25 protein-coding genes are annotated in these 26,986 nt (G+C 65.1%); 11 read left to right on the top strand and 14 right to left on the bottom strand.

The features are described from left to right. Nucleotides 1-155: 155 nt before the first annotated feature. Together EV641_RS07235 and EV641_RS07240 are read left to right on the top strand one after the other, a co-directional pair. Nucleotides 156-713 (top strand): DUF3558 domain-containing protein, encoded by a 558-nt coding sequence (locus EV641_RS07235; protein ID WP_347238225.1) that lies wholly within the window; start codon nucleotides 156-158, stop codon nucleotides 711-713. 23 nt (nucleotides 714-736) lie between these two features. Further along, nucleotides 737-1,066: a hypothetical protein gene (locus EV641_RS07240; RefSeq protein WP_054714537.1), complete on the top strand. Its 330-nt coding sequence runs from the start codon at nucleotides 737-739 to the stop codon at nucleotides 1,064-1,066. Nucleotides 1,067-1,181: 115 nt separating this feature from the next. On the opposite strand, the gene EV641_RS07245 is transcribed toward EV641_RS07240, so the two are convergent. From EV641_RS07245 to EV641_RS07290, 10 genes are all read right to left on the bottom strand, one after another. Continuing rightward, nucleotides 1,182-1,934, bottom strand: coding sequence for an SDR family NAD(P)-dependent oxidoreductase (locus tag EV641_RS07245; RefSeq protein WP_054714539.1), 753 nt, complete (start codon nucleotides 1,932-1,934; stop codon nucleotides 1,182-1,184). Further along, nucleotides 1,931-2,767 carry a TauD/TfdA family dioxygenase gene (locus EV641_RS07250; protein WP_132471298.1) on the bottom strand — a complete coding sequence of 279 codons (837 nt, stop codon included), beginning with the start codon at nucleotides 2,765-2,767 and terminating at the stop codon, nucleotides 1,931-1,933. The genes EV641_RS07245 and EV641_RS07250 overlap by 4 nt, the downstream gene beginning before the upstream one ends. A 4-nt stretch (nucleotides 2,768-2,771) precedes the next feature. Continuing rightward, entirely contained in the window at nucleotides 2,772-3,107 is a 336-nt protein-coding gene (locus EV641_RS07255) for a hypothetical protein (RefSeq protein WP_054714542.1), read from the bottom strand. A 10-nt stretch (nucleotides 3,108-3,117) separates the two neighbouring features. After that, a complete protein-coding gene (locus EV641_RS07260) occupies nucleotides 3,118-4,407 on the bottom strand; it encodes an aromatic ring-hydroxylating dioxygenase subunit alpha (protein ID WP_132471299.1) in 1,290 nt (429 codons plus the stop codon). A gap of 37 nt (nucleotides 4,408-4,444) precedes the next feature. Beyond that, nucleotides 4,445-5,635, bottom strand: a complete 1,191-nt coding sequence (locus EV641_RS07265; protein ID WP_132471300.1) for a CoA transferase — start codon at nucleotides 5,633-5,635, stop codon at nucleotides 4,445-4,447. 3 nt (nucleotides 5,636-5,638) lie between these two features. After that, nucleotides 5,639-6,529 carry an enoyl-CoA hydratase/isomerase family protein gene (locus EV641_RS07270; RefSeq protein ID WP_132471301.1) on the bottom strand — a complete coding sequence of 297 codons (891 nt, stop codon included), beginning with the start codon at nucleotides 6,527-6,529 and terminating at the stop codon, nucleotides 5,639-5,641. 12 nt (nucleotides 6,530-6,541) lie between these two features. Next, complete coding sequence (locus EV641_RS07275) at nucleotides 6,542-7,504, bottom strand: TIGR03621 family F420-dependent LLM class oxidoreductase (protein WP_132471302.1); 963 nt, start codon at nucleotides 7,502-7,504, stop codon at nucleotides 6,542-6,544. Between the two features lie 35 nt (nucleotides 7,505-7,539). Further along, nucleotides 7,540-8,310 carry an SDR family oxidoreductase gene (locus EV641_RS07280; protein WP_054714282.1) on the bottom strand — a complete coding sequence of 257 codons (771 nt, stop codon included), beginning with the start codon at nucleotides 8,308-8,310 and terminating at the stop codon, nucleotides 7,540-7,542. After that, nucleotides 8,307-9,230: a CoA ester lyase gene (locus EV641_RS07285; protein ID WP_199233171.1), complete on the bottom strand. Its 924-nt coding sequence runs from the start codon at nucleotides 9,228-9,230 to the stop codon at nucleotides 8,307-8,309. The genes EV641_RS07280 and EV641_RS07285 overlap by 4 nt, the downstream gene beginning before the upstream one ends. A gap of 273 nt (nucleotides 9,231-9,503) precedes the next feature. Next, nucleotides 9,504-10,982 (bottom strand): aldehyde dehydrogenase family protein, encoded by a 1,479-nt coding sequence (locus EV641_RS07290; protein WP_132471303.1) that lies wholly within the window; start codon nucleotides 10,980-10,982, stop codon nucleotides 9,504-9,506. Nucleotides 10,983-11,270: 288 nt separating this feature from the next. On the opposite strand from EV641_RS07290, the gene EV641_RS07295 reads away from it, so the two are divergent. After that, nucleotides 11,271-11,900: a TetR/AcrR family transcriptional regulator gene (locus EV641_RS07295; protein WP_132471304.1), complete on the top strand. Its 630-nt coding sequence runs from the start codon at nucleotides 11,271-11,273 to the stop codon at nucleotides 11,898-11,900. A gap of 228 nt (nucleotides 11,901-12,128) precedes the next feature. Beyond that, nucleotides 12,129-12,599, top strand: a complete 471-nt coding sequence (locus EV641_RS07300; RefSeq protein WP_241996897.1) for an amidase family protein — start codon at nucleotides 12,129-12,131, stop codon at nucleotides 12,597-12,599. A 113-nt stretch (nucleotides 12,600-12,712) separates the two neighbouring features. Here the strand turns inward: EV641_RS07300 and EV641_RS07305 are convergent, their stop codons facing one another. From EV641_RS07305 to EV641_RS07315, 3 genes are all read right to left on the bottom strand, one after another. Then, entirely contained in the window at nucleotides 12,713-14,326 is a 1,614-nt protein-coding gene (locus tag EV641_RS07305; protein ID WP_132471305.1) for a helix-turn-helix domain-containing protein, read from the bottom strand. A gap of 65 nt (nucleotides 14,327-14,391) precedes the next feature. Next, nucleotides 14,392-15,840, bottom strand: coding sequence for an aldehyde dehydrogenase (locus EV641_RS07310; RefSeq protein WP_132471306.1), 1,449 nt, complete (start codon nucleotides 15,838-15,840; stop codon nucleotides 14,392-14,394). A 170-nt stretch (nucleotides 15,841-16,010) separates the two neighbouring features. After that, complete coding sequence (locus EV641_RS07315; protein ID WP_241996898.1) at nucleotides 16,011-16,973, bottom strand: LysR family transcriptional regulator; 963 nt, start codon at nucleotides 16,971-16,973, stop codon at nucleotides 16,011-16,013. Nucleotides 16,974-17,163: 190 nt separating this feature from the next. Between EV641_RS07315 and EV641_RS07320 the strand changes: the two genes are divergently transcribed. The 3 genes from EV641_RS07320 (at nucleotide 17,164) to EV641_RS07330 (ending at nucleotide 21,556) form a co-directional block, all read left to right on the top strand. Further along, nucleotides 17,164-18,489 carry an aromatic acid/H+ symport family MFS transporter gene (locus EV641_RS07320; RefSeq protein WP_241996899.1) on the top strand — a complete coding sequence of 442 codons (1,326 nt, stop codon included), beginning with the start codon at nucleotides 17,164-17,166 and terminating at the stop codon, nucleotides 18,487-18,489. Nucleotides 18,490-18,587: 98 nt separating this feature from the next. Then, entirely contained in the window at nucleotides 18,588-20,174 is a 1,587-nt protein-coding gene (mdlC, locus tag EV641_RS07325) for a benzoylformate decarboxylase (protein WP_132471307.1), read from the top strand. A 20-nt stretch (nucleotides 20,175-20,194) separates the two neighbouring features. Next, entirely contained in the window at nucleotides 20,195-21,556 is a 1,362-nt protein-coding gene (locus EV641_RS07330) for an FAD-linked oxidase C-terminal domain-containing protein (RefSeq protein WP_132471308.1), read from the top strand. Nucleotides 21,557-21,803: 247 nt separating this feature from the next. Here the strand turns inward: EV641_RS07330 and EV641_RS07340 are convergent, their stop codons facing one another. Next, nucleotides 21,804-22,742, bottom strand: coding sequence for a YafY family protein (locus tag EV641_RS07340; protein WP_054713683.1), 939 nt, complete (start codon nucleotides 22,740-22,742; stop codon nucleotides 21,804-21,806). A gap of 62 nt (nucleotides 22,743-22,804) precedes the next feature. Between EV641_RS07340 and EV641_RS07345 the strand changes: the two genes are divergently transcribed. From EV641_RS07345 to EV641_RS07360, 4 genes are read left to right on the top strand one after another with little or no spacing between them, the layout of a single operon-like run. Next, complete coding sequence (locus EV641_RS07345) at nucleotides 22,805-23,383, top strand: DinB family protein (protein ID WP_054713684.1); 579 nt, start codon at nucleotides 22,805-22,807, stop codon at nucleotides 23,381-23,383. Beyond that, the gene (locus EV641_RS07350; protein WP_054713685.1) at nucleotides 23,380-23,763 is read left to right on the top strand and encodes a RidA family protein; all 384 of its coding nucleotides are present in this window, start codon (nucleotides 23,380-23,382) and stop codon (nucleotides 23,761-23,763) included. Before EV641_RS07345 ends, EV641_RS07350 begins: the two co-directional genes overlap by 4 nt. A gap of 49 nt (nucleotides 23,764-23,812) precedes the next feature. Next, complete coding sequence (locus EV641_RS07355; protein WP_132471309.1) at nucleotides 23,813-26,035, top strand: glycoside hydrolase family 3 C-terminal domain-containing protein; 2,223 nt, start codon at nucleotides 23,813-23,815, stop codon at nucleotides 26,033-26,035. A gap of 2 nt (nucleotides 26,036-26,037) precedes the next feature. Beyond that, a complete protein-coding gene (locus EV641_RS07360) occupies nucleotides 26,038-26,985 on the top strand; it encodes an exodeoxyribonuclease III (RefSeq protein WP_132471383.1) in 948 nt (315 codons plus the stop codon). The last annotated feature ends 1 nt before the right edge of the window (nucleotide 26,986 follow it).

The following is a 26,986-nucleotide window of genomic DNA, read 5'->3' on the forward strand; positions in this document are numbered from 1 at the left end:
GCGCATCCTAGCCATCCGCGCGTGCAGTTGGAGTCGCGGATGGCTGAAATCGTCGCGGGAATCTTGACGGAACCGGTTGTGCTAGCGTCGAACCGATTTTCAGCGAATCGGGGGGTCGCATGAGCAGGTGGGAGCGCGCAGCGCTGGGTGCCGCGATGGTCGCGGTGGTGTCGGCCTGCGGACCAACGCCGGCAACAAAGGTCGACACCACCACCGAGGCCGCCGCCCCTACGACGCGCACCCCGCGCATCGTCGACGACTCGGGCCGCCCCGACATCACCTTCGACCCGTGTCTCGACCTGCCCGACGACGTGATGACCGCGGCCGGTTACGACGCCGCGCACAAAGAATTCGCGGACATGCCGATGGGGTCGTACACGTTTCTGGGGTGCACGTACGAGAAAGACGACCCAGTCCCCGGGGTCAGGCGCGGCTACGGACTCAATGTCCTCTCCGGGAACGTCACTCTCGAAGAAGAACTTCTGAAGAACGGCACCGTCGCCACCCTCACGTCAATCAACAACCGGCCGGCCCTCGTCGAAATCGATCCGAACACCACCGATACGTGCCGCTACATCCTTGAAACTGACTTCGGGATTGTCATTTTCAGCAGACTCCACTACAAGGACCATCCGGGACCCTCCGCTCAAAGCGAGTGGTGTACAGGGCTGGAAGGCTTTGTGTCTTCGGTCGAGCCGTTCATCAGTCACTGACGAGCCCCACCACGGAGGTAAGTATGTCGGATTTCGTACGACTCGAGCCACCCGTCATCGACGAGATCGTGGCGATCTGCAACACCGCACTCACCGAACTCGAGCGGGCGTTGAAGACCACGGACAGACTCCAGATCACCGAAGGCTTCGGCGACTTCGAATCCGCCAGGCAACTCGCCGCCGGTTACGCCCGCAAAGGGGCGGGCACTCCCGAGTCCGCCCGCGAGCGAATCGAGCAGTTCATCGAAGCCCTCACCCAACTCCGCGACGCCTTCGCCTCCGGCGGCGAAGCCTTCGTCGAAGCCGAGTTCGATTGGGTACGGCAGCTTCAGGCCATCGACGTCGACACGTAGCCGATCGCCTCTTCCCGCGCGCGTCCCAGCCTCCCGCACCTGCAATTGCGGTTGCGGGAAGCTGGGTTCTTCGCGGGAATCCTGTTGTACGGCAGCATCTACCGAGGTAGTGGCGTCAGGTGTTGCGCCCACCGTTCACACCGATGATCTGGCCCGTGATGTACCCGGCTTCCTCCGAGCAGAGGAACGAACACGCTGCCGCGATATCTTCGGGCTTGCCGGGGCGTCGGACCGGAGTTCGGTCGGCGTGTTCGTCGACGCTGCCGCCGAGCAGACCGTCCCGTTCCGATCCGCGGAGCATCGGGGTGTCGACGAATCCGGGTGGGATCGTGTTCACGGTAATTCCCGAAGGTCCCAGTTCTAGCGCGAGCGATTTCGTGAATCCGACGAGCCCTGCCTTCGACGCCACATAGTGGGTCATGAACTGCTGACCACCTTGAGCGCTCGAGGACGAGATGTTCACGATCCTCCCCCACCCCGCCTTCGTCATATCCGGCACCACGGCCTGGCACGCGTAGAACGGCCCCGACAGGTTGACCGCGAGGGTTCGCTCCCACACTTCGTCGGTGATGTGCCCGAACTTCTTGAATCCGGTGATGCCGGCATTGTTGACGAGAACCGACACCGCCCCGAGGCTTTCCCGCACGCTTTCGACTGCAGCGTCCACCTGCGAGCGGTCCGACACATCCACGTCACCGAACGCTACTGCGGTATTGCCTTTTTCGATGACCTCTTCGACGACGGTCTTGGCCGCTGCAGCGTTCAGGTCGAGCACGGCTGTCGCGTATCCGTCGGCGGCGAGCCGGTGGGAGATGGCCCGGCCGATACCCGAGCCTCCACCGGTCACCAGTGCGACCTTGGCTGTCATTGCACCACCTCTTCACCTACGAGCGACGTGCGGAGCATCAGACGTGCAGACTGCTCTCCGTACGGGCAGGCGCGGTGCAGCATGCCCGTGTTGTCCCAGATGACGACGTCGCCCACCCGCCACTTGTGCCGGAGGGTGAAGCGGTCCTGCGTCGACCAATCCAGCAGGCGCGTCAGCAGGTCCTTGCTCTCGTCCTCGGACCTGCCGACCACTCGCTCGGCCGTGGATCCGAGCACCATGGACTTCTTGCCTGACCCTCGGGTCCAGACCAGCGGGTGCTCGCGCGAGGGATTGCGGTCCCACGCCGCTCGCTCCTTCGGATCAGGATCGGGATACACGAGCAACTGCGACGCGGCGAAGCTGTGCACAACGCGTGTGCCCTCGAGCTCCGCCTTGAGGTCGTCCGGCAGTTCCTCGTATGCGGCGTAGGTGTTCGCGAATTCGGTGTCGCCGGTGTCGTCGTCGGACACCTGCCGCGCCATGAGGACAGTTGCCTTGTCGGGAATCTCGGCGGTGGTGCCGTCGATATGCCAGAAGAACGTGCCTTCCCGATAGGCAGCGAGTTTGCTCTTCGTCGCATCGCGGGTGACCTTCTGGATCTCCGGGTGCTCCGAGTCGCCGCCCAGTGGGAGCTGCGCGACCTTCCCCAGCAATCGGCTGAACGCGACGAGGTCGCCGTCGGACAGATTCGCCTCACGGAACACGACTACACCGCGTCGGTTCAGTGCATCCGAAGCGACATCGGCGACGCCCTGATCCACGAGTTCGGCCCCGGACAAGCCGCTGATCTCGACGCCCGTTGTGGGTCCGATATCGGTGACGGTGTAGGCCATGGCGTCAGACCTCGGGTTCGACGACAGTGTCGAAGAACGCAGCACCCGAGTCGGGGATCTTCGGCTGACGGAACACGTTGACCGGGTACGACACCATGACCAGCGAGTACATCAGGTGCAACAATGTGGTCTCGGCCTCGGGTAGCTCCTCCAGATCGAATCCGTTGAGGTAGTCGATCGCCTCCTCGGCGCGCGGGGCGATCGCATCGTAGAAGCGGTCGAGTTCGTCGATCGTGCGGGCCATACGCGTGTCGTAGCGTTCCTCGCGGGTGGCAAGCGCCCACTCGTCGACAAAGGGCTCGAGATCCCGGAATGATTCCGGCAGAGTCGAAGTCGTCATCGGTTCGTCCTTACTTGGAGCTGAGGTTCTGGTGTGTGGTGACCGTGTCGCGGACAACCTTGTGGAAGTTGCGGATCATCAGTTCCTGATCCGACAGGTGGAACTCCCGGTTGGCGCCCGTCGCCAGGGCCGAATGTGTCGCTTCGACGGTGTTCGAGTCTTGCATCGCGAACTCGATGGTGGTCTGGGCGGTCATCTCCTGGGCCAGACGCTCCGCTGCGTTGCGCGGCGGCGGGAAGTAGATGTCAAGCTCGTAGCTGTGCTCCCCGACCGTCTCGGGCCAGTACTGATACGTGATGTAGAAGTTGCGGGCCCAGATCTGCACCGAGAAGTTCGGGAACAGCCAGTAGGCGTCGTTGCCCCAGGACTTGATGTTGCCGGGGTTGAGGACGTCGGGCAGCGGGCCGATGTCCTGCACGTCGTCGGGCCCGAACAGGCCGGCGCGCAGCAACTTGTAGATCCAGCGCTGGTTGCGCTGGGCGGGGCCGAGCTCACCGGGCTTGCGCGGGGGCAGCTGCGGCGGGCCGGGCACCGAGTTCAGCATGTGCGAGGTGAACAGGTCGTAGTAGTAGGAGTCCGGCGGCGGCACCAGCTTCTCGGCCTTCGACACGTCGCGATCGATGAATCGGCCGTGCACATACGGCGGGTGGTACCACTCGAGGATCGTGTCGATGGAGAGCTTCCAGTTGCCCTTGACCTTGGTCTTGTAGCCGTAGTGCTCCGTCATCTTCTCGAACGGGTAGCTCTCGACCGCGGTGAACTTCTCACCGAGGAACGAGCGCAGCGGCTGGGCGTGGGGGTCGAAGTTGACGAAGATGAAGCCGGCCCACGTGTCGCAGTGCAGCTCGGGCATACCGAGGGCGCCCTTGTCCAGGTCGAAGAACTGATCCTCGTTGGTGACGTGGTCGACCTTGCCGTCGAGCCCGTAGCGCCAGCCGTGGTACTTGCAGGTGAACGCCTTGCAGGACCCCTTGGTCTCCTCGGCGGGATGCTCCTGCCAGACCACCTTGTTGCCGCGGTGGGCACACACGTTGTGCAACGCCTTGACGGTGCCGTCGGCCTGCTTGACGATAACTATCGAGCCCAGCCCGACGAGTTCACGTGTGAAATAGCTGCCGACGCGCGGCAGCTGATCGATGCGCCCGACCTTGAGCCACGACCGCTTGAACACTGCTTCGCGTTCGGCGAGGAAGAACTCTTCGGAGACGGCGTCGTCGTAGCTGACGGGTCCGGTTCCCAGCTCCGGATATCTCGGGGTGAACTTCCCCTGGCCGGTGGCCAACTTCTCTTGGATTGCCATGGTATGGCACCTTTCTCGTAGCAAATCTGTGGTGTGGTCAGATCACGCCGTCTGCGCGCAGGGTCGCGATCTCACTCGGGGTTCGAGCCAGAAGCTCTTGCAGAACGGAGTCGGTGTCGGAACCGAGTTCTCTTCCCAGCCATCGGATCTCGCCGGGAGTGTCGGACAGTGCGGGAATGACATTGGGAACGGAGAGAGGGCCGATTCGCGACTCGGTGGTCGTGATGGTGCCCCGGTGCAGGTACTGCGGATCGTCGACGATGTCGGCGATCGAGTACAGCGGCCCGGCCGGCACCTCCGCGTCGACACATCGCTTGATCACCTCGTCACGACTGAGTGATCCGACCCACCCGGAGACCAGGGCGTTCACCTCGTCGCGGGCCTTCAGCCGTGCAGCCTTGGGGCCGAACAGATCCGGGCTCGCCAGGTCCGGGTCGCCCATCGCCTTGGCGAGGCGGACGAACATGTCGTCGTGGGAGCAGGCTATCGCGACCCATCCGCCGTCGGCGGCCTGGTAGTGACTGTGAGGGGTGACGTTGACGGTGTCGGCGCCCATGCGTTCCCGAACGAATCCGAACTGCTGGAACGCCGGGGCCAACTCGTCGAGAGCGCGGAAGATCGTCTCGTACAGCGCCAGGTCGACGACCTGCCCGCGCCCCGTGCGTTCCCGTGCCTGCAGCGCCGTGAGCACTCCGATCACCCCGTACAGACCGGTCATGTAGTCCGCCAGTGACGTCGACCCAGGCGTCACTGGCGGGCCGTCCGGTTCGCCGGCGAGGTATGCGAGGCCGGAGAACGCGTGGGCGACCCGAGCGAAGCCCGGAAGGTCACGGTTGGGGCCGCTCTGGCCGTATGCGGACACCCTCAGCATGACGGTGCGCGGATTGATGGCGTGGATCTCGTCGAACCCGAACCCGAAGCGTTCCATCACTCCGGGTCGGAAATTCTCGATGACGATATCGGCGTCGGCGATCAACTCCCGCAGGATCTGTTGCCCGCGAGGATCTGTCAGGTCCAATGTCACCGACCGCTTGTTGCGGGCCTCGCTGAGCCAGACGAGGGTGTCTCCGCACTCCGTCTCGGTTCCGAATCGGCGCAGGTGGTCGCCCACACCGGGGCGCTCGATCTTGATGATCTCCGCCCCGAACTCACCGAGCACCGTCGCACAGAACGGGCCGGCGATGAAGGTGCCCAGGTCCAGGACCTTGATTCCGTCGAGCGCGTGCATGGGTCAGCCTTCCGCGGGGCCGTCGGCGCTGTCGCCCCGGTTCGTCCAGGGCTTGTCGTCCCAGGCTCGGTCCAGCGGCTGCATGTAACCGCCGACCGGGAAGAACGCGCGCTGGGCGTAGGTTTCGTATCCGATGCCCTGGTTCATCTGATCGAGGAATGCGCGCTTGAGCTGGTGAGTGAACAGCTGACGGGTGTAGCGCAGGGTAAGCGGGGGCTTCTTGACGAGGTCGCGGGCCAGATCCCACGCGCGATCGAGCAGCTTGTCCTTGGGGAGCACCTCCGCGACGACGCCCCATTCCTTGGCTTCCTCCGCGGACAACTTCTTGCCGGTGAGCAGCAGGTAGCGGCCGCGGTTGTGACCGGCGAGGAAGTTCCAGATCACGTGCTGTCCGTCGCCGGGGACCTGTCCGCGCGGGAAATGCGACACGTCCTGGAACCACGCGGTGTCCGAGGCGAGAACGATGTCGCCCATGAGCGGCACCTCGGAATGGATGTTGCAGGGCCCGTTGATCGCGCTGATCATCGGCACGTCCACGTCGAGGACGTTGAACATGAGATTGCGGTTGTACCAGGCCTTCTCGTCGAGCTTCCAGAGTCCGCGATCACCGGGCATCGCCTGGTAGATCGGAGTGTCGATGGGCGAGCCGTCGGGCATATAACCCCAGTCGGCGTTGTAATTCTCGCCGGTACCCGTGTGGATCAGGCACTTGATCTCGCGGTCGCCTGCGATGTCGGCAAAGGCGTCGGCCATGTCGTCGTGTGATTTCCAGTCCCACACCAGCGACCCGCCGTCGGTGTGACACTGCATGAACAGAATGCCGTCCTCGGTGAGTTCGAACTTGTAGTTCGCGTACCGATCCTTGTATTCGCTGAAGCGTGATCTCTTGGTCATGTCTGTCCTTCTCTAGAGTCCTGCGAGGCGTTGCGCGACGGGAGCGAACTCCTCGAAATTGCTCTGCTGCACGGAGATGTAGTTGGCGCCGAAGGTCTCGCGACGCTTCAGCAGTTGGTCGGCGACCTCGTCGACACCGCCGACGAGGACGTTCGGATGGTCCGCGAGCCCGTCCGAGCTGATCCGCAGGCGGGAGGCGATCTTGTTCAGTGTGGTGTCCGCATCGTCGGTGATCTTGATGAAGAAAGGCGAGCTCTCGATGTCGAGGTCGGACACGCGTTCTCCTGCTGCATCCCGGACGAACTGCAGTCGCTTGACCGCTTCCTGCTGCGGGGTGCGGCCCTGCGCGTTGACCGGCTCGAACGACACTGTGCTGATACTGGCGATGTCGGCTTCACGGCCGGCCAGTGACAGCACCCTCTTTCGGCTACCTCCGATGATGATCGGAGGGTGCGGCCTCTGCACCGGCAGCGGCAGTCCGGCATAGTCTTTCGCGGTGACGTGCGATCCGCTGACATCCAGTGGCGCACCCGAGCACTGCGCCTTGAACAGTGCGACGACTTCTTCGAGTTTCGACACGCGCTCCGGAGCGGGTGCGAAGGGCACACCCATGGCGACGTATTCGGGCTCGCTCCAGCCGCAGCCGATACCGAATTCGAGCCGGCCGTCGGAGAGCATGTCGAGGGTCGCCGCTTCCTTCACCAACACGCCCGGGACGTGGTAGTCGGTGCAGAACACCCGGCACCCCACACGCAGCGTGCTGGTGACGGCTGCGGCGACAGACATCGCCGCGATCGGAGCGAGGTACTGCGGTGGCCACCGGGCTTCCTCCTGCGCCGGCCCCGGCCCGAGGTAGTGATCGGAGAGAAAGAGCGTGGAGAAGCCGAGGCCTTCGACGCGGCGGGCGGTGTCGCGCCATTCGGTGGCGGTGGTGGCTTTGGTCGCCTGGACGGCGAACCGAAATGGTCGTGTCATGACTGTGGGCTCCGTTCGGAGTCGAGTCGTGCAGGTCAGCGTGCGACGTAGCCGCCGTCGACCGGGATGGCCGTCCCGGTGATGAACGACGATTCGTCACTGGCGAGAAACAGTGCGGCGTTGGCCAATTCCTGTGGGACTCCCCAGCGCTTCATCGGCTGGGGTGGTACCTTGCCCTCTCCGGTGGGTGGGGCGACGTGTCCGTCGGCGGCAGCGCCGGCGAGGCCCGTCCAGGTCATGCCCGGACAGATCGCATTGACCCGGATGCCGCTCGTCGCGTAGTCGAGCGCGGCCGATTTGGTGAGCTGCACGACCCCACCCTTCGCTGCGGAATACGCCGCGATGCCCTTCCACCCGACCAGCGCCGACGCGGACGCCGTGTTGATCACCGAGCCACCGCCGGAGGCGATCATGGCGGGGATCGCGTACTTCATCCCGAGGAAGGCGCCCTTGAGGTTGACCGCGACGACGTTGTCGAACGCTTCTTCGTCGAGTTCCGCGATGGGGCCGCGCTTGCCGCTGAGCCCGGCGTTGCTGAACAGCACGTCGAGGCGGCCGAAAGCGTCCACCGCCGCGGTGACCATATCTTGCACGTCCGCCGAGTTCACCACGTCGACGTGCACCGCGACCGCAGCGTGCCCGATCTCGTCCGCGGTCGCTTTCTCCTGACCACTGATGTCGGCGCAGACCACCTTGGCCCCTTCGCGGGCGAACAGGCGCGCACTCGCGCGACCGATCCCGGACCCCGCGCCGGTGACAACGGCGACCTTACCCTCGAGACGACCCTTGCCCTCAGCTGTGCTCATCGTGCGACACCGTTTTCTGTCTGTGTGAGTTCTGCTTTGACCAGTACGTTCTCTGCGAGACGCAGATGCCCGGCGTCGACGAGCTGGCCGCCTCGACCGAGCGCGCCGACGCCTCCGGTCTGTGCTGCGCGGTAGCCGTCGACAAGTGTTCGGGCGTGCGCAATCTCGTCCGGTGTCGGTGTGAACACCTCGTTGGCGATCGGTACCTGGCTGGGGTGGATGGCCCACTTTCCGTCGAATCCGAGCATTGCGGCGTGTTGGGCGTCGGTGCGGTATCCGTCGGCATCGGCGTAGTCCGGATAGGGGGAATCGATCGCGTCGACGCCCGCTGCGCGAGCCGCGGCGAGAACCTGGGCCCGCGCGTAGTGCCAGAAGTCGCCGGGATAGGTGCCGGCGGCCGGTCGGAAGTTTCCGCCGACGCGGGCGTGCAGTGAGGCCGAGAGGTCGCCGACACCGAAGATGACGGCTTCGACCCGTGGGCTGGCCTTCGCGATCTCCCCCGCGTTGAGCAGGCCTTCTGCCTCCTCGATCAGCACTTCGAGGCCGATCGGCCGTGACAGGCCGAGCTTGGACTCGAGTTGGGTGAGCATGACGTCGACCCACCACACGTCGCGGGCGGTGCGGGCTTTGGGCACGATGATCACATCGAGTGCGTCGCGGGCGCCGCTGACGACCTCGATCAGGTCGTCGTGGCACCAGGGTGTGTCCAGTCCGTTGATCCGGACCGCGCGGGTGGTGCGTCCCCAATCCAACTCGGTGAACGCGTGCACCGCGATTCCGCGGGCGGCTTCCTTCATGGACGGCGCGCAGGCGTCCTCGAGGTCGAGGAAGACCAGGTCGGCGTCGGAGCGGGCCGCGGCCGCGCACATCGATTCGTTGCTTGCCGGCGTTGCCAGCTCGGAGCGTCGTGCCCGTGTCACTTCGCATCTCCGTTCAAGTGTGAGTGCATCTGAATACTGTTGAAGCACAGCAATATTGCGAACTCCAGGCAGTCGTCGCGGGTCCGCCGGGGCTGTGGCGACCGATCGACGTTCGAGCCTTTCGAATGTTAGTCATATGTTTAACACTCGACTTCGATCATGGTCAAGGGGTGCTGGATCATTCGAGCTCTGGAGCCGTTATTACCTGCAGATATATAGATCTTACGCAGGCCATCCAGCTCCCCTTGACCAAATATTAGGCGATCGATCAAATTATGGAAGGATCGTGGCCAGCGACTTCAGCTCGAGGAATTCCTCCAGCCCGGCCTCACCCATCTCGCGACCGATACCCGACTGCTTGTAGCCACCGAACGGGACGTCGGGTTGAAAGTAGTTTCCTCCGTTGATACCCAAAGTGCCCGTGCGTACTCTGCGCGCAACGTTCAGCGCCCGCTGCTCATCGCCACTGAAGACCGCACCCGACAACCCGTACGCGGAGTTGTTGGCGATCCGCACGGCATCGTCATCGTCGTCGTAGGGAATCACCGCGAGGACCGGGCCGAACACTTCCTCCTGCGCAATCTCACTGTCCGGATCCACACCGGCCAGCAGCGTCGGCGCGTAGAAGAAACCAGGATCGACCTTCCGACCGCCTGCTACGAGCGTCGCACCTGCAGCGACGGCCCGCTCGACCATGCCGTGCACCTTGTCGCGCTGCTTCTCGCTGATCAGCGGACCCATGTAGGTCTTCTTCTCCCGGGGATCTCCGTAACGAACCCGCGCCATCATGGCCGCCACGGCCTCGACGATCCGGTCGTGGTCCTTCCTCGGCACCAGGAGCCGGGAGTTGAGCGCACACGCCTGACCTGCATGCATCGTGATACCGAATGCCGCGTACGGCGCTATCGGCCCGTAGTCCGCATCGTCGAGCACGATCAATGCCGACTTGCCGCCGAGCTCGAGGAACACCCGCTTCAACGTGTCGCCGGCGGCCTTCATGATCTTGCGGCCCACCACGCTGGATCCGGTGAAGGTGACGACGTCGACGTCGGGATGCGTCGTCATCACCTCACCTACGGCAACATCCGTCGACGACAGCACGTTGACGACACCGGCCGGGATGTCGGTGTGCTGGGCGATCAGCTCGGCGATGAAGAGGGTGACCAGCGGAGCTTCCGGCGCCGCCTTGAGCACCACCGTGCACCCCGCGGCCAGCGCGGGCGCGAGCTTGGCGAGGGCCAGTTGATTGGGGAAGTTGTAGGCAACGATGGCCGAGACGACACCCGCCGCTTCCTTCTCCACCCAGCGTCGGTGCTGTTGGCCGAGGTATTCGACCGAACCGAGTTCCTCACCGAAGTCGTAGGTTTTCAGCAGGTCGGCGTAGTAGCGGACGATCTCGAGCGGTCCCTCGAGCTGTGCTTCCTTCGTGAGCGCGACGGTGGCACCGACCTCCGTGATAGTCAACTCGCGCAGGTCTTCGAGGTGATCGAGCAACGCCTGATGTAGCTGGTCGAGGCAGCGCTGCCTGAGGGCGACGTCCGTCGCCCAGTTCGTGGTTTCGAACGCGCGGCGAGCAGCGGCGATGGCCGCTTCGGCATCCTCGACGGACGCGTCCGGTGCGTAGCCGAACACCTCGCCGGAGGCGGGGTCGACGGAGGGATACGCGGTGGCGGCGTCGCGTAGTTCGCCTCCGATGAGCAGCCGCTGGTCGGTGACGACGTCTGCGGGGACTTCTTGTTCAACTGAGGGCATTCATCTTCTCCTTCGAGGTTCGAAAGGTGAATCGATGTGCGGGTGGGACCGTCGGCGCTACCCACGGAAAGCAATCCATGATCGAATAAGGCAGTGCTGCTAGGTGATACGGGCCCAGAGGTAGGAACATTCGTGCATCGGGAAGCGGACGCGCCGACGGGTGGAACAGGGTCGAGAACGACACCGCGTCCGACAGCCTGTTAGGCGATCGCCTAATGATAGGCTGCGTCACATGGATAGCACCGGGATGATCAGTGCGTCAAGGATCGGGCGCGCCGGGGACGCCGCATGAGCGCTCCCCGCAAGCGTCGCCGTGAAGGCACCAACGAGACACGCGACCTGCTGATCCAGGCGACCGGCGACCTCATGCTCGAAGAGGGCTACGCCGCGGCGACCTCCCGCAGGGTCGCAGCCAAGGCCGGTGTGAATCCCGCCCTCGTGTACTACTACTTCCCCACCATGGACGATCTGTTCGTCGCCGTCCTCCGCCGAGGTGCCGAGGCGAACCTCGAGAGACAACGCAACGCACTCACCTCCGAGTCGCCGATTCGCGCGCTGTGGGAAGTCGCCACCGAGCCACGCGGGGCTGCCCTGCTGATGGAGTTCATGGCCCTGGCGAATCACCGCAAGGAGATCCGCACCGAGATCGCGGCGTACGCAGAGCGGTACCGAGAGAGCCAGGTTGCTGCGCTCACAGTGATTCTGCGCGCCCGAGGAGTCGATCTCGACGCGCTGCCCCCGACGTTGATGTCGGTGATGATCTCCAGCCTCGGGGCGACACTCGCCAACGAATCGACTCTGGGCATCACTCAAGGACACAAAGACCTGGCCGAATTCGCGGAGGATTTCGTGCGCGTCTTCGAAGGGCACCCGTGGACTCGGCAACTCGGTCTCTCGGAGAGTTCACATACAAGCTGACTGCGCCCGGCTTCCTTCCCGGAAACCCCTGCGCCACGCCATGTCCCAGCATGGTGACAGCTTCCCCGATATCGACGCCGTCGATGGGGGTATGGCGAACATTCATTGGTAGCCGATCGGTGAGAGCACTACCGTAACGAGTGGCACGGGAGTCCGATTCGGCCGCAACGACGCGGTCCCTTCGCGATATCCGCGACAGCTCTGAACATCCGAGGGAACACGAGCGGAGTGACGGTCGTGGAGTTGTCGCTGCCCGACGACCTGGCGCTCGCCACCGGGCCCGGCATCGACCTGGTGTTCTACGAGGCCGAGCGGTTGCTCGCGACGCGGGTGAACAATGCGCGCAGCCACATGGGCTCGTTCGACATCACGGACCTGCTCGATTCGATCGAGTCACCCGATGTGCGAGCGACATTCGAGTCCATTGCATCGGCACAGGTCACCGCATCCGCCTACGAGCACGCACGCCGTATACGGTGGCGACTTCGCCGTCTCTATTCAGAAATGTTCGCCGCCAGTGGCGTAACCGCACTGATTGCCCCCACCGTGCATGTCCTGCCACCCCTGATCGGGCAGGACCAGACGATCGAGGTCGATGGAAAGCCACAGCCGGTGTTTTCCACGATTACGCGCAACACCGCGCCGGGTTCGGTCGCCGGGGTCCCCGATGCTGTCCGTCCCCGGCCGATCCACCCCTGAAGGATTGTCCGTCGGACTGTGCCTCGAAGGTCGGCACTTCGAGGATCGGCACCTTCTTGCTGTCGGCGACGTCGTCAGCAGGATCCTTCATCACTGATCTCTGGAAGATGCCTCTATGACGGTGGTATGTCGGCGATTCCGAACGACCGGATAGCGCGATAGAGCGTGGTGCGGCTGATCCCCAGCGCACACGCAGCCGCCTTCTTGTTCCCCCCGGAGTCCTTGAGGGCTTTGACGATGGTGTCGCGCTCCGCCTGCTCCAGTGGGGTCAGCTGCCGAGTCAAACGGCCGCGCCACCGCTCGGGGATGTCGGCGACCGTGACGTCACCCGCACTGCGGATATCACAGACAGCTTTGACGGCAGTGCGCAACTCACGAAGGTTTCCGGCCCACTGTTGTCCGGCGAGGGCTTCCAGTGCAGCCGGTGTGAAGCGGACGTGCGGCGCCGCGCCGAGCTCCTCGAGCATCTTGTTCACCAAGCCGGGAACCTCGGGCCTGCGATAACGCAGCGGCGCGAGTTCGATCCGCTCCGTGCACTCGGATACGACGCCGGCGTGCTCGGGCAGCAACTGGTCGACGGGTGCACTGGTCACGATCACCCGTGCGCGCGCCGAGCGGAGATCCTCGGCCACCTCGCGGGCGAGCGACGGCGGAAGATGATCCACGGCCTCGAGGACGACGCAGCCGCGCACAGCAAGGCAAGCACGCAGCTTCTCGGCCCAGGTGCGTACGCCCTGCTCCGTAACGTGGGCTGCGTCGAACCAGGTGGCGTCGTCGTGGGCGGCAGCACGTGCCACGGTGGTTCGACCGGTGCCCGGCTCACCGGTGATCAGCAGCGACCCGGTGGGTACCACGGGACCTTGAATCATCGTCGCCGATCGGGTCTGCACCTCCCCGAACGTGAACAGGGCGGCGCCGCTACCCGGAACCCGCAGTACCGATGCGGTGAGCAGTGGTCCCGCCGACAACTGTACGTCTTGGGTCGTCTCCCGGTCGATCGGCGCGTCGACGGCCAATGCCCGCAATAGCGCGTGGTCCGCCGGTTGCAGAATCTGCACAGCGGCGGTGTTCGCGAGGAGAATGTCGTCGCCGATGGCGATCACGGGGCGGGTCCGGGCGCGCACGGTCGCGTCCTGGAAGCTGCGGAAGACGCGCAACTCGGCCTGCCGGGATTCCTCGAGAAGCCGCTCTCCCACCTGGCGGGCAGCTCGAATCACGAACGGCGCCAACAACGGACTGTCGTCCTCGCTGAGACAGGTGATGTCGAGGACACCTTCGATTCGCCGGGTGGCCGGGTTGACGACGGGCTGGCCGTAACAACTGAACTTCTTCAGTGCCTCGATGTAGTGTTCCTCGCCGCGTACGGCGATTCCGCGCCGGAGTTCGAACGCAGTCGCGATCGAGTTGGTGCCCGTGGTTTCCTCGAGGAAACGGCGGCCCTCCACCGTGCCGACCTCTTCGAGTTTCGGTTGCAGCTGCCGTTCGCCGTAGCGGAGGTCGACGAGGCGGGCGTTGCGGTCGGCGAGGATGACAGCGAACCCGTTGCCGTCGAGTTCCTCGGCCATCTCGTCGAGCACCGGGGTGGCGGCGAGCATGAGGCGGCTCCGCCTGTCGACTTCCTCGATCACCGCGTCGTCCACGGACGCGTCCGGGAACAGCCCGCTCATCGCCACCCGCTGCCACGATTGTGTGATGAGCGGGCGGTACGAGTTGTCGGGTTCACTCATATCCCGGCATCCCTTCCGAGCTGTTCCCGTCGAGTCTACGTCCGCTCCCGGAGTCGGGGGCGACGTCAGCCCAGGTAGACCGACTTCAGCTGCTGATAGTTCGTGAGGGCTTCAGGGCCGAGTTCGCGGCCGATCCCGCTTGCCTTGACACCCCCGAACGGGGCGGTGGGTTCGGGCAGATAGGTATTGATTCCGATGGTGCCGGTCTGCACCCGCTTCGCCAGCGCCAACCCGCGGTCGGGGTCGTCGGTCCACACCGTGCCGCCGAGTCCGTAGTCGGAGTCGTTGGCGATGCGGACCGCGTCGTCGTCATCCGCGTAGGGAATCACCGACAGCACCGGGCCGAAGATCTCCTCCTGGGCGATGGTGTGGTTGTTGTCGACGTCGGCGAAGATCGTCGGCTCGACGAACCAGCCCTTGTCCCGGTCGGCGGGGCGGCCGCCGCCGATGGTGACACGCGCACCGTCACCACGACCCTTGGCGATGTACCGCTCGACGCGCTCGCGCTGCGCCGCCGTCGCCATGGGACCGATCTGAGTGGTGTCGTCCAGTGCGTCACCGACTTTCAATGCGCCTGCGAGGTCGGTGAACAGATCCACGATCTCGGAATACCGCGACTGCGGTGCAAGCACCCGCGTCCCGAGGAAGCACGTCTGGCCGTTGTTGAGAAGTGTTGCAGTGAAAAGCTTCTCGGCTACCGTCTGCAGTTCGAGGCCTGCGTCGTCCAGCACGATCGCCGCGGACTTACCGCCCAGCTCCAGGGTCACCGGGCGCAGCAGCCGACCACAGACCTCACCGATGGATCGGCCGGCAGCGGTGGAACCCGTGAAGCTGATCTTGTCGACGCCGGGGTGCGCCACCAGGTACGCACCGACTTCACGACCGCCGGGCACGATGTTGACCACACCGGCCGGGATCCCGGCCTCGGCAACGGCTTCGGCGAACACGACGCTGTCGAGGACAGTTTCCGGAGATGGCTTGATCACCAACGTGCACCCCGCCGCCAACGCGGGGGCGTACTTGAACGCGGCGAGGGTCTGCGGGAAATTCCACGGCACGATCGCCCCGACCACACCGATCGGCTCCCGCCGGACCAGGGTGTTTCCACCGAGCAGTCCCGGGCGGGTCTCCTCGATCGACGACTCACGCGCCAGGCCGGCGTAGTAGCGCAGCAGGAGGACAGGGAAAGCTCCCTCGAGCTGGCGGCCCACTGCGACAGGCATGCCGTTCTGAGCACTCACCCGCGTCACCACGTCTTCGGATCGTCGCTCGAGTACATCGGCGAGGCGTTCCATCGCGTCCGCGCGGTCGGCCGGAGCCCAGTGCGCCCACCCGGCCGGGTCGTCGAACGCGCGGCGGGCAGCCGTAACGGCGGCGTCGACGTCGGCTTCCTGCGCCTCCGGCACCGATCCGATCGGCTGCTCTGTGCTCGCCGAGATCGCCGTGATTCTTGCGCCGGCGCTCGGCGCAACCCACTCGCCGCCGATGAACAGAGAGTCGTAGTGCAGATCCATGAGAAGTCCCCTGAGAATGTCGTCGACAATGTCCAGAACGTGGTGCCTGCGCCCAGATCGTGGCGGTGGCGCATCCGCGTTGTGACGATCATGACAGCTCGGCAAGGTCGGGTCGTGTTCCATTTCTGGACACGACGTTGCCCCCGGGCCGGGACTTCATCAGCCCTGATTCACTGCCTGCGCGTGTCCGGTCTGGGCCACGCCTCGGTCAGCGCCGTTTTCACGGTCCGGCGGAACCACTCGGTCCCGGGGTCCGGGAGCACGCGTTTGTAGGTATACAGCGAGATCTCGACGGCGGGCACCTGGAAAGGGAGGTCGAATGTCCTCACGTCGGCCATCCGGCAGAACTGCTCCGCCACCGACGCCGGGATGATCGAGAGATACGGCGTCGTCTCCAGCAGTTGGGGCACGGCCGCGAAGTGACTGATCCGCAGAGCGACGTCCCGCGAGTGGCCGAGCAACGACAGCGACCGATCGACGTCGGTGTGCCCGGCCGCGACCTCCACGGCGATGTGCCGTTCACCGAGGAACTCGTCGAGTGTCGGCGTACGCCCGATCCGTGGGTGTGTGTCACTGCAGATGCCGCAATAGTGGTCGGGGAAGAGCGCGTCTCGTTGGAAGTCGGCGGCGGTGATTCGCGGGGTGCAGATGACGGCATCGGCCTGTCCCTGCCGGAGTTCGGTTTCGACTACGGCGAAGTTGAGGGGCGTGATGTGCAGATCGATGCCGGGCGCGGTCTCGGCAATTCTCGCGAGCACAGGCGGGAGAAGGCTCACCTCCCCGAGGTCGGTCGCGTGCAGCCGGAAGGTTCGGCGCGACGTCGCTGGGTCGAATTGTCCGACACCGCCGATCGCGCCGTCGATGACCTCTATCGCCTGGCGCAGTGTCGGATACATCGACGTGGCGAGTTCGGTGGGCTGAAGACCCCCGGTGGATCGGCTGAACAGGTTGTCGTTGAACTGTTTCCGCATCCGGCCGAGCGCGTGACTGACGGATGGCTGGGTGAGCGACAGGCATTCGGCCGTGCGCGTGACACTCCTGGTCTCGTACAGCAGCAAGAATGTCCGCACCAGATTCAAGTCGTAGTCGCCCATCCCGTAAATAGACGACATCAATGGGGGTATGTCAAACATTCATTGGATCCATCCCCCCGCAGTCGATAGCGTGATCCCGACCACAGCGACGGCATCCCGCGGATTCCGTAGGAACGGATCGACCGGGAACCGAACAGCCGATGAGTGACGGGTATGCCGTCTCGATCAGGGCGAACCCACTCGGTCCGGCAGCGCGCCTCGCCTCCATGTTCATCCAGAGAGGTCCACCATGACTGATCAACCGATAACAGGCCACCAAGGAAAGTCGGGCACATCCGCACGCGTTGTGCTCCTGCTGTGCCTGCTGGCGGTCGTATTCGAGGGCTACGACATGGTCGCCTACGGAACCACGTTGCCCGCGATGCTGGCCGACCCCTCCTGGAATCTCACGCCCGCCCGAGCAGGAGTCATCGGGAGCTATGCCCTCGTCGGCATGCTGGCCGGGTCGATCCTGGTGGGCGCCATCGCCGACAGGCTCGGACGCCGCGTCTTGATGATCTCGGCGACCGGATGGTTCTCCGCGTGGATGGGCGTGTGCGCGATCGCCCCGGACGCCACATTGTTCGGTATTGCACGGTTCTTCGTGGGTATCGGAGTGGGCGCCCTGATCCCGCTCGCGGCCGCGATGGCCGTCGAATTCGCCCCGAAGGGCAAGAGCCACACGTACAGCGCTATCGTCTGGGCCGGATTCCCCGCCGGCGGCGTCCTCGCTTCCCTGCTCGGGCTCGTCGTGGTCGACACTCTCGGAGTCCGGACGATGTTCTGGATCGGCCTTCTGCCCCTTGTGATCTTCGTGCCCGTCATGCTCAAACTCCTGCCGGAGTCACCGAGTTTCCTACTCGCCCGCGGTCGTGTCGACGACGCGAACCACATTGCGGACTCCGCCGGCATCGACCGCCCCGAGCCCCCACGTGTCGGCGAGAAGGTCGGGCCCCGCGCACTGTTCACCCGCGAACTCCGCCGCGCCACTTTGTTGTTCGGACTTCTCAGCGCATGCGGTCTGCTCCTGACCTACGCCCTCAATACATGGCTTCCGAAGATGATGCAGTCGTCCGGATTCGGTAGTGATTCAGCTTTGACATTTCTGCTGGTACTCAACGCCGGCGCGATTATCGTGCCCCTGTTCGCCTCGCGGTTGTCCGACCGTATCGGGCCGCAGATCGTCACCGCGGCCTCGCTCGCCAGTGCTGCCGTCGCAATCCTGGTATTGAGCACCGATGTCTCCTCCTGGCTGCTGTTCGTCCTCGCCTTCGTCGCAGGTGCCGGCACGATCGGTGCGCAGGTGCTCATCTACGGCTTCGCCGCCTCGTACTTCCCGGCCTCGAGCCGTGCGGCAGGAACCGCGTGGGTGGCGTCCGTGGGACGGATCGGCGGTGTGGCAGGGCCGACGCTGACGGGCTTGGTGATCGCCAACGGTACGAGCATTGCTCCTGCCTTCTATCTGTTCGCGGCAATCGCTGTGATCGGTGCAATCGCAGCCTTCTCGGTCCCCCGTCTGCGCACCGAGGTCGCTCGAGCCGAGGACAGAGCTGCAGTTCGAGCGATATCGAACTGATCTATGTACATATAAGAACTATTCATTGGAATAATTTCAGTGGGAAATCTAGCGTCGAACCAGGCACCCGATACGTGTCACCAAATACAAGGAGAGCCATGGCAACCGTCAGCGAAGTGACCTACGACCTGTTGCGAGCCCGCGGCCTCACCACCGTGTTCGGCAATCCGGGGTCGAACGAGCTTCCGTTCCTGTCCGGGATGCCCGACGACTTCCGTTACATCCTCGGCCTGCACGAAGGTGCTGTCCTGTCGATGGCCGACGGCTACTCCCTCGTCACCGGCGAGGCGGCGTTCGTCAACCTGCACGCCGCATCCGGTTCCGGCAATGCCATGGGCGCACTGACGAACTCGGTGTACTCGCACAGCCCGCTGGTGGTGACCGCGGGGCAGCAGGTGCGTTCGACGATCGGTCAGGAAGTCATGCTCTCCAACGTCGACGCAGGCACCCTGATGAAACCGCTCGTCAAATGGAGCAGCGAACCGACCTGCCCCGAAGACGTCCCGCGCACGATGAGCCAGGCCATCCACACCGCTCTGCAACCCGGACGCGGGCCTGTCTACGTGTCGGTTCCCTACGACGACTGGGCGGCAGATGCCCCCTCCGAGACCGCCCACCTCCTCGACCGCGAGGTGCACGGCGCGGCCGTATTGTCGGAGAATCAGATCGGGAATCTGATCGATCTGCTCGAGGGCGCAACGAATCCCGCTCTGGTCCTGGGACCGGCCGTCGACGCCGATCACGCCAACACGCATGCTGTCGAACTCGCTGACAAGCTTCGGGCTCCGGTATGGATCGCGCCCTCGCCGTCGCGCTGCCCGTTCCCGACCCGCCACCCCAGCTTCCGGGGAGTCCTGCCCGCCGGTGTCGCAGACCTGTCGGCAACTCTGGCCGGGCATGACGTGATTCTCGTGGTCGGGGCCCCGGTGTTCCGCTACCACCAGTACGTTCCGGGACGATATCTGCCCGACGGCGCCCGCCTGATCCACATCACCGACGACCCCGGCGAAGCCGCGCGCGCCCCATTCGGGCAGGCGTACGTCGCCCCGATCGCCGCAACACTCGACGCACTCGCATCGGCGGTCACCCCGAGCAACCGAGCGCTCCTCCCACACCCCGGGGAATTCCCGGCAGTCGAATCGACCGGGGCGGGGATCGACCCCGCACACCTCTTCGCGCTGGTGCGCGCGAACGCCCCCCACGATGCCGTTTACGTCAACGAATCCACCTCGACCGGGGACGCATTCTGGTCGCAGATGGATCTCTCCCAACAGGGCAGCTACTTCTTCCCCGCCTCCGGAGGGCTCGGGTTCGGACTGCCCGCGGCCGTCGGTGCACAACTTGCCGCCCCTCACCGACAAGTGATCGGCCTCATCGGTGACGGATCAGCGAACTACGGAATCACGGCGCTGTGGACCGCCGCACGCTATCGCATCCCGGTGATCATCATCATCCTCAAGAACGGCACCTACGGTGCGCTGCGCGGCTTTTCGACGATCCTCGGTACCGGGGAAACTCCCGGGCTCGACGTTCCCGGCATCGATTTCGTTCGGATCGCCGAGGGTTACGGTGTGCACAGCCACGCTGTCGATGCCCCCGAGGACTTTGCCACAGTCTTCAAATCCGCGCTCGCAGCGGGAGAACCCACCCTGATCGAGGTCCAGACGACCTTCGGTCAGCCGTGACGATCGGCCAGGGAGCACGTGTGAATCACCTCGACCAACTGAAGGATGTCGTCCCCGCGGACGTGGTCGTCACCGACCCCGACATGATGGAGGGCTACCGCCGCGACAGCGCGGATCTGGTGCCCGCGGGCAAGCCGCTCGCGGTAGTGCGGCCACGATGCACCGCACACGTGTCGGCGATCATGGAGTGGGCCACGCGCACGAACACGGTCGTCGTGCCGCGCGGTGCCGGCACCGGATTGTCCGGCGGCGCCACCGCTCTCGACGGCTCCGTCGTCCTGAGCATGGAACGGATGACTGCAATCCGCGACTTCGACCGAGCCAACCACACCGTGGTCGTCGAGGCCGGCGTCATCAACGCGGACGTCGGCCGTGCGGTCGCAGACGCCGGACTGTTCTATCCGCCCGACCCAGGCAGCTTCGAAGTCTCGACCATCGGTGGCAACCTCGCTACCAACGCCGGCGGGATGCGCTGCGTGAAGTACGGGGTCACCCGCAACTCGGTGCTCGGCCTCGAAGTCGTCCTCGCTGACGGTCGGGTACTGCACACCGGCGGCCACACCGTGAAGAACGTGGCGGGCCTCGACCTGACCCAGCTGTTCATCGGATCCGAAGGTGCGCTCGGCATCATCACCTCGGCGACGTTGCGGCTTCGCCCCACACCGGCAGCCATTGCGACGTTCGTGGCCACTTTCCCCACCCTCGATGCCGGAGGGCGAGCGCTGAATGCGATCTTCGCCAGCGGCGTCACCCCGAGCATGCTCGAACTGATGGACAATGCCACGATCAACGCGGTCGAGGACTACCAGCGACTGGACCTCGATCGCGACGCAGCACTCCTCCTGATCGGCCAAGCCGACGGAACCGATGCTCTCGCCCAGGTAGAGCGGATGGCTGTGTGTTGCGACGACGCGGGGGCCGATCTGTCCGTCGCTACCGCAGACTCCGCCGAATCCGATATGTTCCTCCAGGCACGCCGGCTCGCCGGATGGGCCACGATGGAACAGTTCCCCACCGTCATCGAAGATGTCGGGGTACCACGTACCCGGCTCCCCGAACTCCTCACAACCATCGACGAGATCTCCCGCGACACCGGCGTCCGTATCGCCACGGTCGGGCACGCCGGTGACGGGAATGTGCACCCGATGTTGCTTCTTCCCGACCTCAGCGACGCCGCCCGAAGCCGTGCGATGGACACCGCCGACCGGATCTGTGCAGCGGCCCTCGCATTGGACGGGACCATCACCGGTGAGCACGGAATCGGGGAACTCAAACGTGAATGGCTCGCCCAGCAACTCGACGACACCTCCCTCGACGTCCAGGCAAGCATCAAACGGGCACTCGACCCCACCCTGATACTCAATCCCGGTCGCGGATTCTGACGGGAGTGCGCAAACAACAGTGATTCCGGCGGCGTCCGCGTAGGTGCGCCCGGATGAGCGCGGCAACTACTGCCGATCGTCGTCGAAGGCACCACCAGATGCAGCAAGGGCGGTGGTCGTAGCCGAGCGCTCGGGAAGGTGCGGGTCCGGGGATGTCCGGAGCAGTACCAATTCGTGGTACAGCGGGGGCAGTCGCAGCGACGAGCAGGCCTGCCAGCGCATCTGACCGGGAGGCACGCGCGGAGCACTAGGACCGCACCCCTGCGGCAGTGAGCTTCTCCCCCAGCTCAGCACACCGTGCCGCGAGTTCCGGCGGCTCCAGCACATCGAACTCGTGTCCCAACGTGAGCACGTGCCACAGGACGATATCGAGATTGTCTGCGCCACTGATCAGTTCACAGGTATCACGATCCCGAGGTTTCACCACCGCCGCAGACGCCGGGATCTGGCTGCGCACCGTCTCGGCCGGTGCGCGGACCAGGAACCGCGCTTGCTGCCGATACACCCGACTCGCGACACCTTCCTGCACGTAGGTCGCCGCGTCGGGTGCTGCGCGCGGACGGAACCGCCACGTCCGTAGCGTCACCGCGGACATCCGATCGACGCGGAAGCTACGCCAGTCGTCGCGGTCGAGGTCGTATGCGAGCAGATACCAGCGTCGATCGGAGGCGACGAGGCGGTAGGGCTCGATCCGTCGCGGCGTCGAGCGATAATCGAATCCGATCTCCACCTCGTCGCGGCAGGCCCGCGCGAGTGTCATGAGCGCCTCGGGGTCGACGGGGTCGCGACCTCCACCGAAGGACTCCACCGAGACCGACAGCGCACGCACCTCGTGTCGCAAACGGGCAGGAAGCACCTGGTCGAGCTTGGTCAGGGCTCTGAGCGCCGCGTCGCCACCGCTCGCGATCGCGCCACCCGCTCCTGCGAGCAGAGCGACGGCGGTGACGATCGCTTCCTCGTCGTCGAGGAGTAACGGAGGCAGATCCTGACCGGGTCCGAGCTGGTAGCCGCCACCGATGCCCTTGCTGGCATGCACCGGATATCCGAGGTTGCGCAGCCGCTCGACGTCGCGCCGGACGGTGCGGGGCGTGACGCCGAGCCGATCGGCGAGTTCGGGGCCGGTCCAGACCTGTCGCTGTTGCAGCAGACCGAGCAAGGTCAGTACCCGCTCGGTGGTGTCGTCCATGAGTTTCAGAGTGCCAGATGCAGCGGACCGATCCTGTCCTCTTGTGGTGCCACAGTATCTCCATGGCTACAGAATTCGACTGGAACAATTCTCTGCTCGAGCAGTGGGAGTGGCACTGGAACAATCAGATCCGCGCCCGATTCCAGGGTCTCACGGACGACGAGTACTTCTGGTCTCCTGTGCCGGACCCCTGGAATGTGTGGCCTCGGGGCGCCTCGACCGCGCCCCTGCAGGCCGGCGCAGGCGATTTCACCATCGACTTCGCCTTCCCGCAGCCGGACCCTGCACCGTTCACCACGATCGCGTGGCGGCTCGGACACGTCATCGTCGGTGTGCTGGCCGCACGCAACGCATCGCATTTCGGCGCACCTCCGGCGTCGTACGAGTCCTGGGAGTATGCGGGCACCGCAAAGGACGCCCTCGACCAGCTCGAAACCCAGCTCGACGTGTGGGTGAAGGGCGTGCGCGGCCTCAGCTACACCGAGCTGATCGCCCCGGTCGGCGACACGGAGCCCTACCCCGAGCTCGCGGTGGCCGACCTCGTGCTGCACATCCACCGCGAACTGATCCACCACCTGTCCGAGGTCTCGCTCCTGCGCGACCTGTATGCACACACCCCGAAAGAGGGTAAGGAATCATGATCACACTGGTCGATCCCGACGAGCTCGCCTACAGCCCCGCTTTCGCTCAGGGGGTGATCGCACCGGCCGGCAAGACTGTCTATGTCGGTGGTCAGCTCGGCACCGACGGCTCCGGCGCCATGCTCGACGGCATCGAAGCGCAGACCGTGCAGGCGATGAAGAACGTCTTTGCTGTGCTGGCCGCTGCGGGGTCGGGCCCGGATCACGTGGTCAAGCTCGACATTTACATGGTCGACGGGGTGGATGCGCAGGTCGGATACGCGGCGTCGCGGTCGGTGTGGGGTGATCGGCGTACAGCCATCACTGTGGTCACCACCGCGGGGCACGCCCGGCCGGGGGCGCTGGTCGAGATCGACGCGATCGCGGTTGTCCCCGAGTAGGGCACTCGGAGCGATAGTCTGCTGCCGACGCCGATTTCGGAGGAGCAGCATGACCGACCCCGCCCAGTCCGTTCCCACGTTGACACTCGAGGAAAAGGCAGGCCTGACCAGCGGGCTGAACTTCTGGTTCACGAAACCCGTGTCGCGGGTGGGTATTCCGTCGATCATGCTGACCGACGGTCCGCACGGCATCCGCAAGCAGACCGAGGGTGGCGATCACCTCGGTCTCACCGACTCGGTGCCCGCCACCTGCTTTCCCCCCGCCGTGGCGATGGGATGCTCGTTCGACCCTGAGCTGCTCGAACAGGTCGGGGTCGCGCTCGGCGTCGAGGCTCGTGCAGCGCAGGTGAGCGTGCTGCTGGGTCCGGGTATCAACATCAAGCGGTCGCCGCTGTGTGGACGCAATTTCGAGTACCTGTCCGAGGACCCGTTGTTGTCGGGTGCGCTCGGCGCCGCACTCGTTCTCGGGATCCAATCACAGGGCGTCGGGGCGTCGCTGAAGCATTTTGCAGCCAACAATCAGGAAACCGACCGGATGCGGGTCTCTGCGGATATCGACCCGCGTCCGCTTCGGGAGATCTACCTGCGCGGGTTCCAGCGCGTGGTCGAAGACGCTCAACCGTGGACAGTGATGTGCTCGTACAACCGGATCAACGGCGTGTACTCGTCGCAGAACCGCTGGTTGCTCACCGATATCCTGCGCGGTGAGTGGGGATTCGGCGGGCTGGTCGTCAGCGACTGGGGTGCCGTATCCGACCGGGTCGCGGCCTTGGCGGCAGGACTCGACCTGGAGATGCCCTCGACCGGTGGACGGACCGATCAGGAGATCGTCGACGCGGTGAAGGCCGGGTCGCTCGACGAGTCGGTGGTCGACGTTGCTGCCGGGCGGGTGGTCGATCTGGTCGGCAAGTCCGTGGTCGACCCCGATGCCGTATTCGATGCCGACGAGCACCACGCGCTCGCCCGCCGGGTCGCTGCGGAGTGCGTGGTGCTGTTGAAGAACGACGGAGTCCTGCCGCTTGCCGCCGACACGAACGTTGCCGTGATCGGTGAGTTGGCTCGCACTCCGCGCTATCAGGGTGCCGGTTCGTCGCGGATCAATCCGACTCGCCTCGACAACGCGCTCGACGAGATCCGGGCGTTGGCCTCGGTGGATGTCGCGTTCGCTCCCGGCTATCTCGACGACGGCACCACCAACGACGAGTTGCGCGCCGCCGCGACCGATGCAGCGCGTGCTTCCGAGGTCGCCGTGGTGTTCGTCGGTGTACCCGCCGCGCTCGAATCCGAAGGCTTCGACCGCACCGATCTCGAACTTCCCTCGGAACAGACCGAGTTGCTCGACGCCGTGGTCGCGGCGAATCCGAACACCGTGGTCGTGTTGTCGAACGGCGGTGTCGTGCGCGTGTCCGGTTTCGCCGATCGCGTACCGGCGATCATCGAGGGCTGGCTGCTCGGTCAGGCCGGTGGCGGTGCGATCGCCGACGTGCTGTTCGGGGTCGCCGATCCTGCGGGCCGGCTCGCCGAGACCATCCCCGCGCGACTCGAGGACACCCCGTCGTACACCGATTTCCCTGGCGAGCACGGGCACGTCCGCTACGGCGAAGGCCTGTTCGTCGGGTACCGCGGTGTCGACGCCCGAGGGACCGACGTGTCGTTCCCCTTCGGACACGGTCTCTCCTATACGACGTTCGACTACTCCGACATCTCGGTGACCGCCGATGACGATGTCGTCGTGACGCTGACCGTCACCAACACCGGCGAACGGTCGGGTTCCGACGTGGTGCAGGTGTACCTGGGCGTGCCCGACTCCTCTGTGACCCGCGCACCGCGCGAGTTGAAGGGATTCGCGAAAGTGCGCCTCGATGCCGGCGAATCACGGCAGGTGGCGGTTCCGGTCCGGCGCGCGGACCTCGCGTACTGGGACACCCGCGTCGATACTTGGGTGGTCGAAGGCGGCGTCTACCGCGTCGAGATCGGTGCTTCGAGTCGCGACATCCGAGCCACCTGCACCGTCGACATCGACGGCGACGAAGTGTCGATCCCATTGACGCTGGAGTCGTCGATCGGCGAGATACTCGCCAACCCTGCAGCTGCAGAGGTTCTTTCGAAGATATTCGCCACAGCCGACGGCGCAGCCCCTGCCCTCGACCCGGCAGTCCTCGAGATGGCGGCCTCGATGCCGCTCGAACGGGTACTGAGCTTCGGAAATTTCGGGATCGGACTCGAGGAGGTCCAGCAGCAACTGGACGTGGTGAACGGCAAGTCGAAATGACAATGCGCATCGCAACATTCAATATCAATGGCATTCGCGCGGCGCAGCGTCGCGGGTTCGAGACATGGCTGCGCGACCGGGAGCCCGACGTGGTGGCGCTTCAGGAACTCCGCGCGCCCGCATCGGCGATTCCGGACGGCGTGTTCGGCGACCACCACGTCACCTACGACGAGGGGACGCTGCCTGGTCGCAACGGCGTCGCAATCCTGGCCCGCAAGGAGCCGAGCGCGGTGCGCACATGGAGCGGCACAGCGCTCATACGACATCCTGGCGACGACCACATCGAGACCGTCGACGTCGAACCCACTCCCCTTGCCCGAGGTCTGCGCGAGTTCGCCGACCAGGGAAGATACGTGGAGGTCGACCTCGCGGACGCACCCATCACGGTAGCGTCGCTGTATCTGCCGAAAGGCGGTTTGCCCGCTCACCTGCAGAAGCCCGGCCGGATGCGGGAAGCACCGGACGGCGGCGCACGCTACGACCGCAAGATGCGCTTCCTCGACGCGTTCGCCCGTCAGCTCACGAGATCACGGCGCACAGCCCGCGCGCAGGGCCGCGAGTTGCTGTTGATGGGCGACCTCAACATCGCGCACACCCGGTACGACGTCAGGAACTGGCGGCGCAGCAATCAGGCCGAAGGTTTCCTCCCCGAGGAAAGAGAATGGTTCGCATCGATCCTGTCGCCCCGCACTCTTGTGGACGTGGTGCGCAGTCACCACCGAGACGTGGACGGTCCGTATTCGTGGTGGTCGTGGCTCGGGCAGTCCTTCGCGAACGACGTCGGCTGGCGAATCGACTACCACCTCGCCACCCCCGCACTCGCGCGTTCCGCGGTGGCGGCCGGGACCGATCGCGATCCAGCGCCCGATCGTCGGATCAGCGATCACGCACCTGTTGTCGTCGACTACGACCTCGCAGTGTTGGACAGCGGGATAGGTACGCAACGCTGAC

It is taken from the genome of Rhodococcus sp. SMB37 (assembly GCF_004345605.1).
In the GTDB taxonomy this organism is placed as follows: Bacteria; Actinomycetota; Actinomycetes; order Mycobacteriales; family Mycobacteriaceae; genus Rhodococcus.

Excerpts from the sequence above, each read along its gene's own strand:
- EV641_RS07280 (WP_054714282.1), bottom strand. The coding sequence starts at position 8,310 with ATGAGCACAGCTGAGGGCAAGGGTCGTCTCGAGGGTAAGGTCGCCGTT.
- EV641_RS07315 (WP_241996898.1), bottom strand. The coding sequence starts at position 16,973 with ATGTTTGACATACCCCCATTGATGTCGTCTATTTACGGGATGGGCGAC.
- mdlC (WP_132471307.1), top strand. The coding sequence starts at position 18,588 with ATGGCAACCGTCAGCGAAGTGACCTACGACCTGTTGCGAGCCCGCGGC.
- EV641_RS07235 (WP_347238225.1), top strand. The coding sequence starts at position 156 with ATGGTCGCGGTGGTGTCGGCCTGCGGACCAACGCCGGCAACAAAGGTC.
- EV641_RS07265 (WP_132471300.1), bottom strand. The coding sequence starts at position 5,635 with ATGCACGCGCTCGACGGAATCAAGGTCCTGGACCTGGGCACCTTCATC.
- EV641_RS07290 (WP_132471303.1), bottom strand. The coding sequence starts at position 10,982 with ATGCCCTCAGTTGAACAAGAAGTCCCCGCAGACGTCGTCACCGACCAG.
- EV641_RS07345 (WP_054713684.1), top strand. The coding sequence starts at position 22,805 with ATGGCTACAGAATTCGACTGGAACAATTCTCTGCTCGAGCAGTGGGAG.
- EV641_RS07270 (WP_132471301.1), bottom strand. The coding sequence starts at position 6,529 with ATGACCAAGAGATCACGCTTCAGCGAATACAAGGATCGGTACGCGAAC.
- EV641_RS07305 (WP_132471305.1), bottom strand. The coding sequence starts at position 14,326 with ATGAGTGAACCCGACAACTCGTACCGCCCGCTCATCACACAATCGTGG.
- EV641_RS07355 (WP_132471309.1), top strand. The coding sequence starts at position 23,813 with ATGACCGACCCCGCCCAGTCCGTTCCCACGTTGACACTCGAGGAAAAG.
- EV641_RS07360 (WP_132471383.1), top strand. The coding sequence starts at position 26,038 with ATGCGCATCGCAACATTCAATATCAATGGCATTCGCGCGGCGCAGCGT.
- EV641_RS07250 (WP_132471298.1), bottom strand. The coding sequence starts at position 2,767 with ATGGCCTACACCGTCACCGATATCGGACCCACAACGGGCGTCGAGATC.
- EV641_RS07350 (WP_054713685.1), top strand. The coding sequence starts at position 23,380 with ATGATCACACTGGTCGATCCCGACGAGCTCGCCTACAGCCCCGCTTTC.
- EV641_RS07320 (WP_241996899.1), top strand. The coding sequence starts at position 17,164 with ATGACTGATCAACCGATAACAGGCCACCAAGGAAAGTCGGGCACATCC.
- EV641_RS07310 (WP_132471306.1), bottom strand. The coding sequence starts at position 15,840 with ATGGATCTGCACTACGACTCTCTGTTCATCGGCGGCGAGTGGGTTGCG.
- EV641_RS07295 (WP_132471304.1), top strand. The coding sequence starts at position 11,271 with ATGAGCGCTCCCCGCAAGCGTCGCCGTGAAGGCACCAACGAGACACGC.
- EV641_RS07340 (WP_054713683.1), bottom strand. The coding sequence starts at position 22,742 with ATGGACGACACCACCGAGCGGGTACTGACCTTGCTCGGTCTGCTGCAA.
- EV641_RS07275 (WP_132471302.1), bottom strand. The coding sequence starts at position 7,504 with ATGACACGACCATTTCGGTTCGCCGTCCAGGCGACCAAAGCCACCACC.
- EV641_RS07245 (WP_054714539.1), bottom strand. The coding sequence starts at position 1,934 with ATGACAGCCAAGGTCGCACTGGTGACCGGTGGAGGCTCGGGTATCGGC.
- EV641_RS07240 (WP_054714537.1), top strand. The coding sequence starts at position 737 with ATGTCGGATTTCGTACGACTCGAGCCACCCGTCATCGACGAGATCGTG.
- EV641_RS07260 (WP_132471299.1), bottom strand. The coding sequence starts at position 4,407 with ATGGCAATCCAAGAGAAGTTGGCCACCGGCCAGGGGAAGTTCACCCCG.
- EV641_RS07255 (WP_054714542.1), bottom strand. The coding sequence starts at position 3,107 with ATGACGACTTCGACTCTGCCGGAATCATTCCGGGATCTCGAGCCCTTT.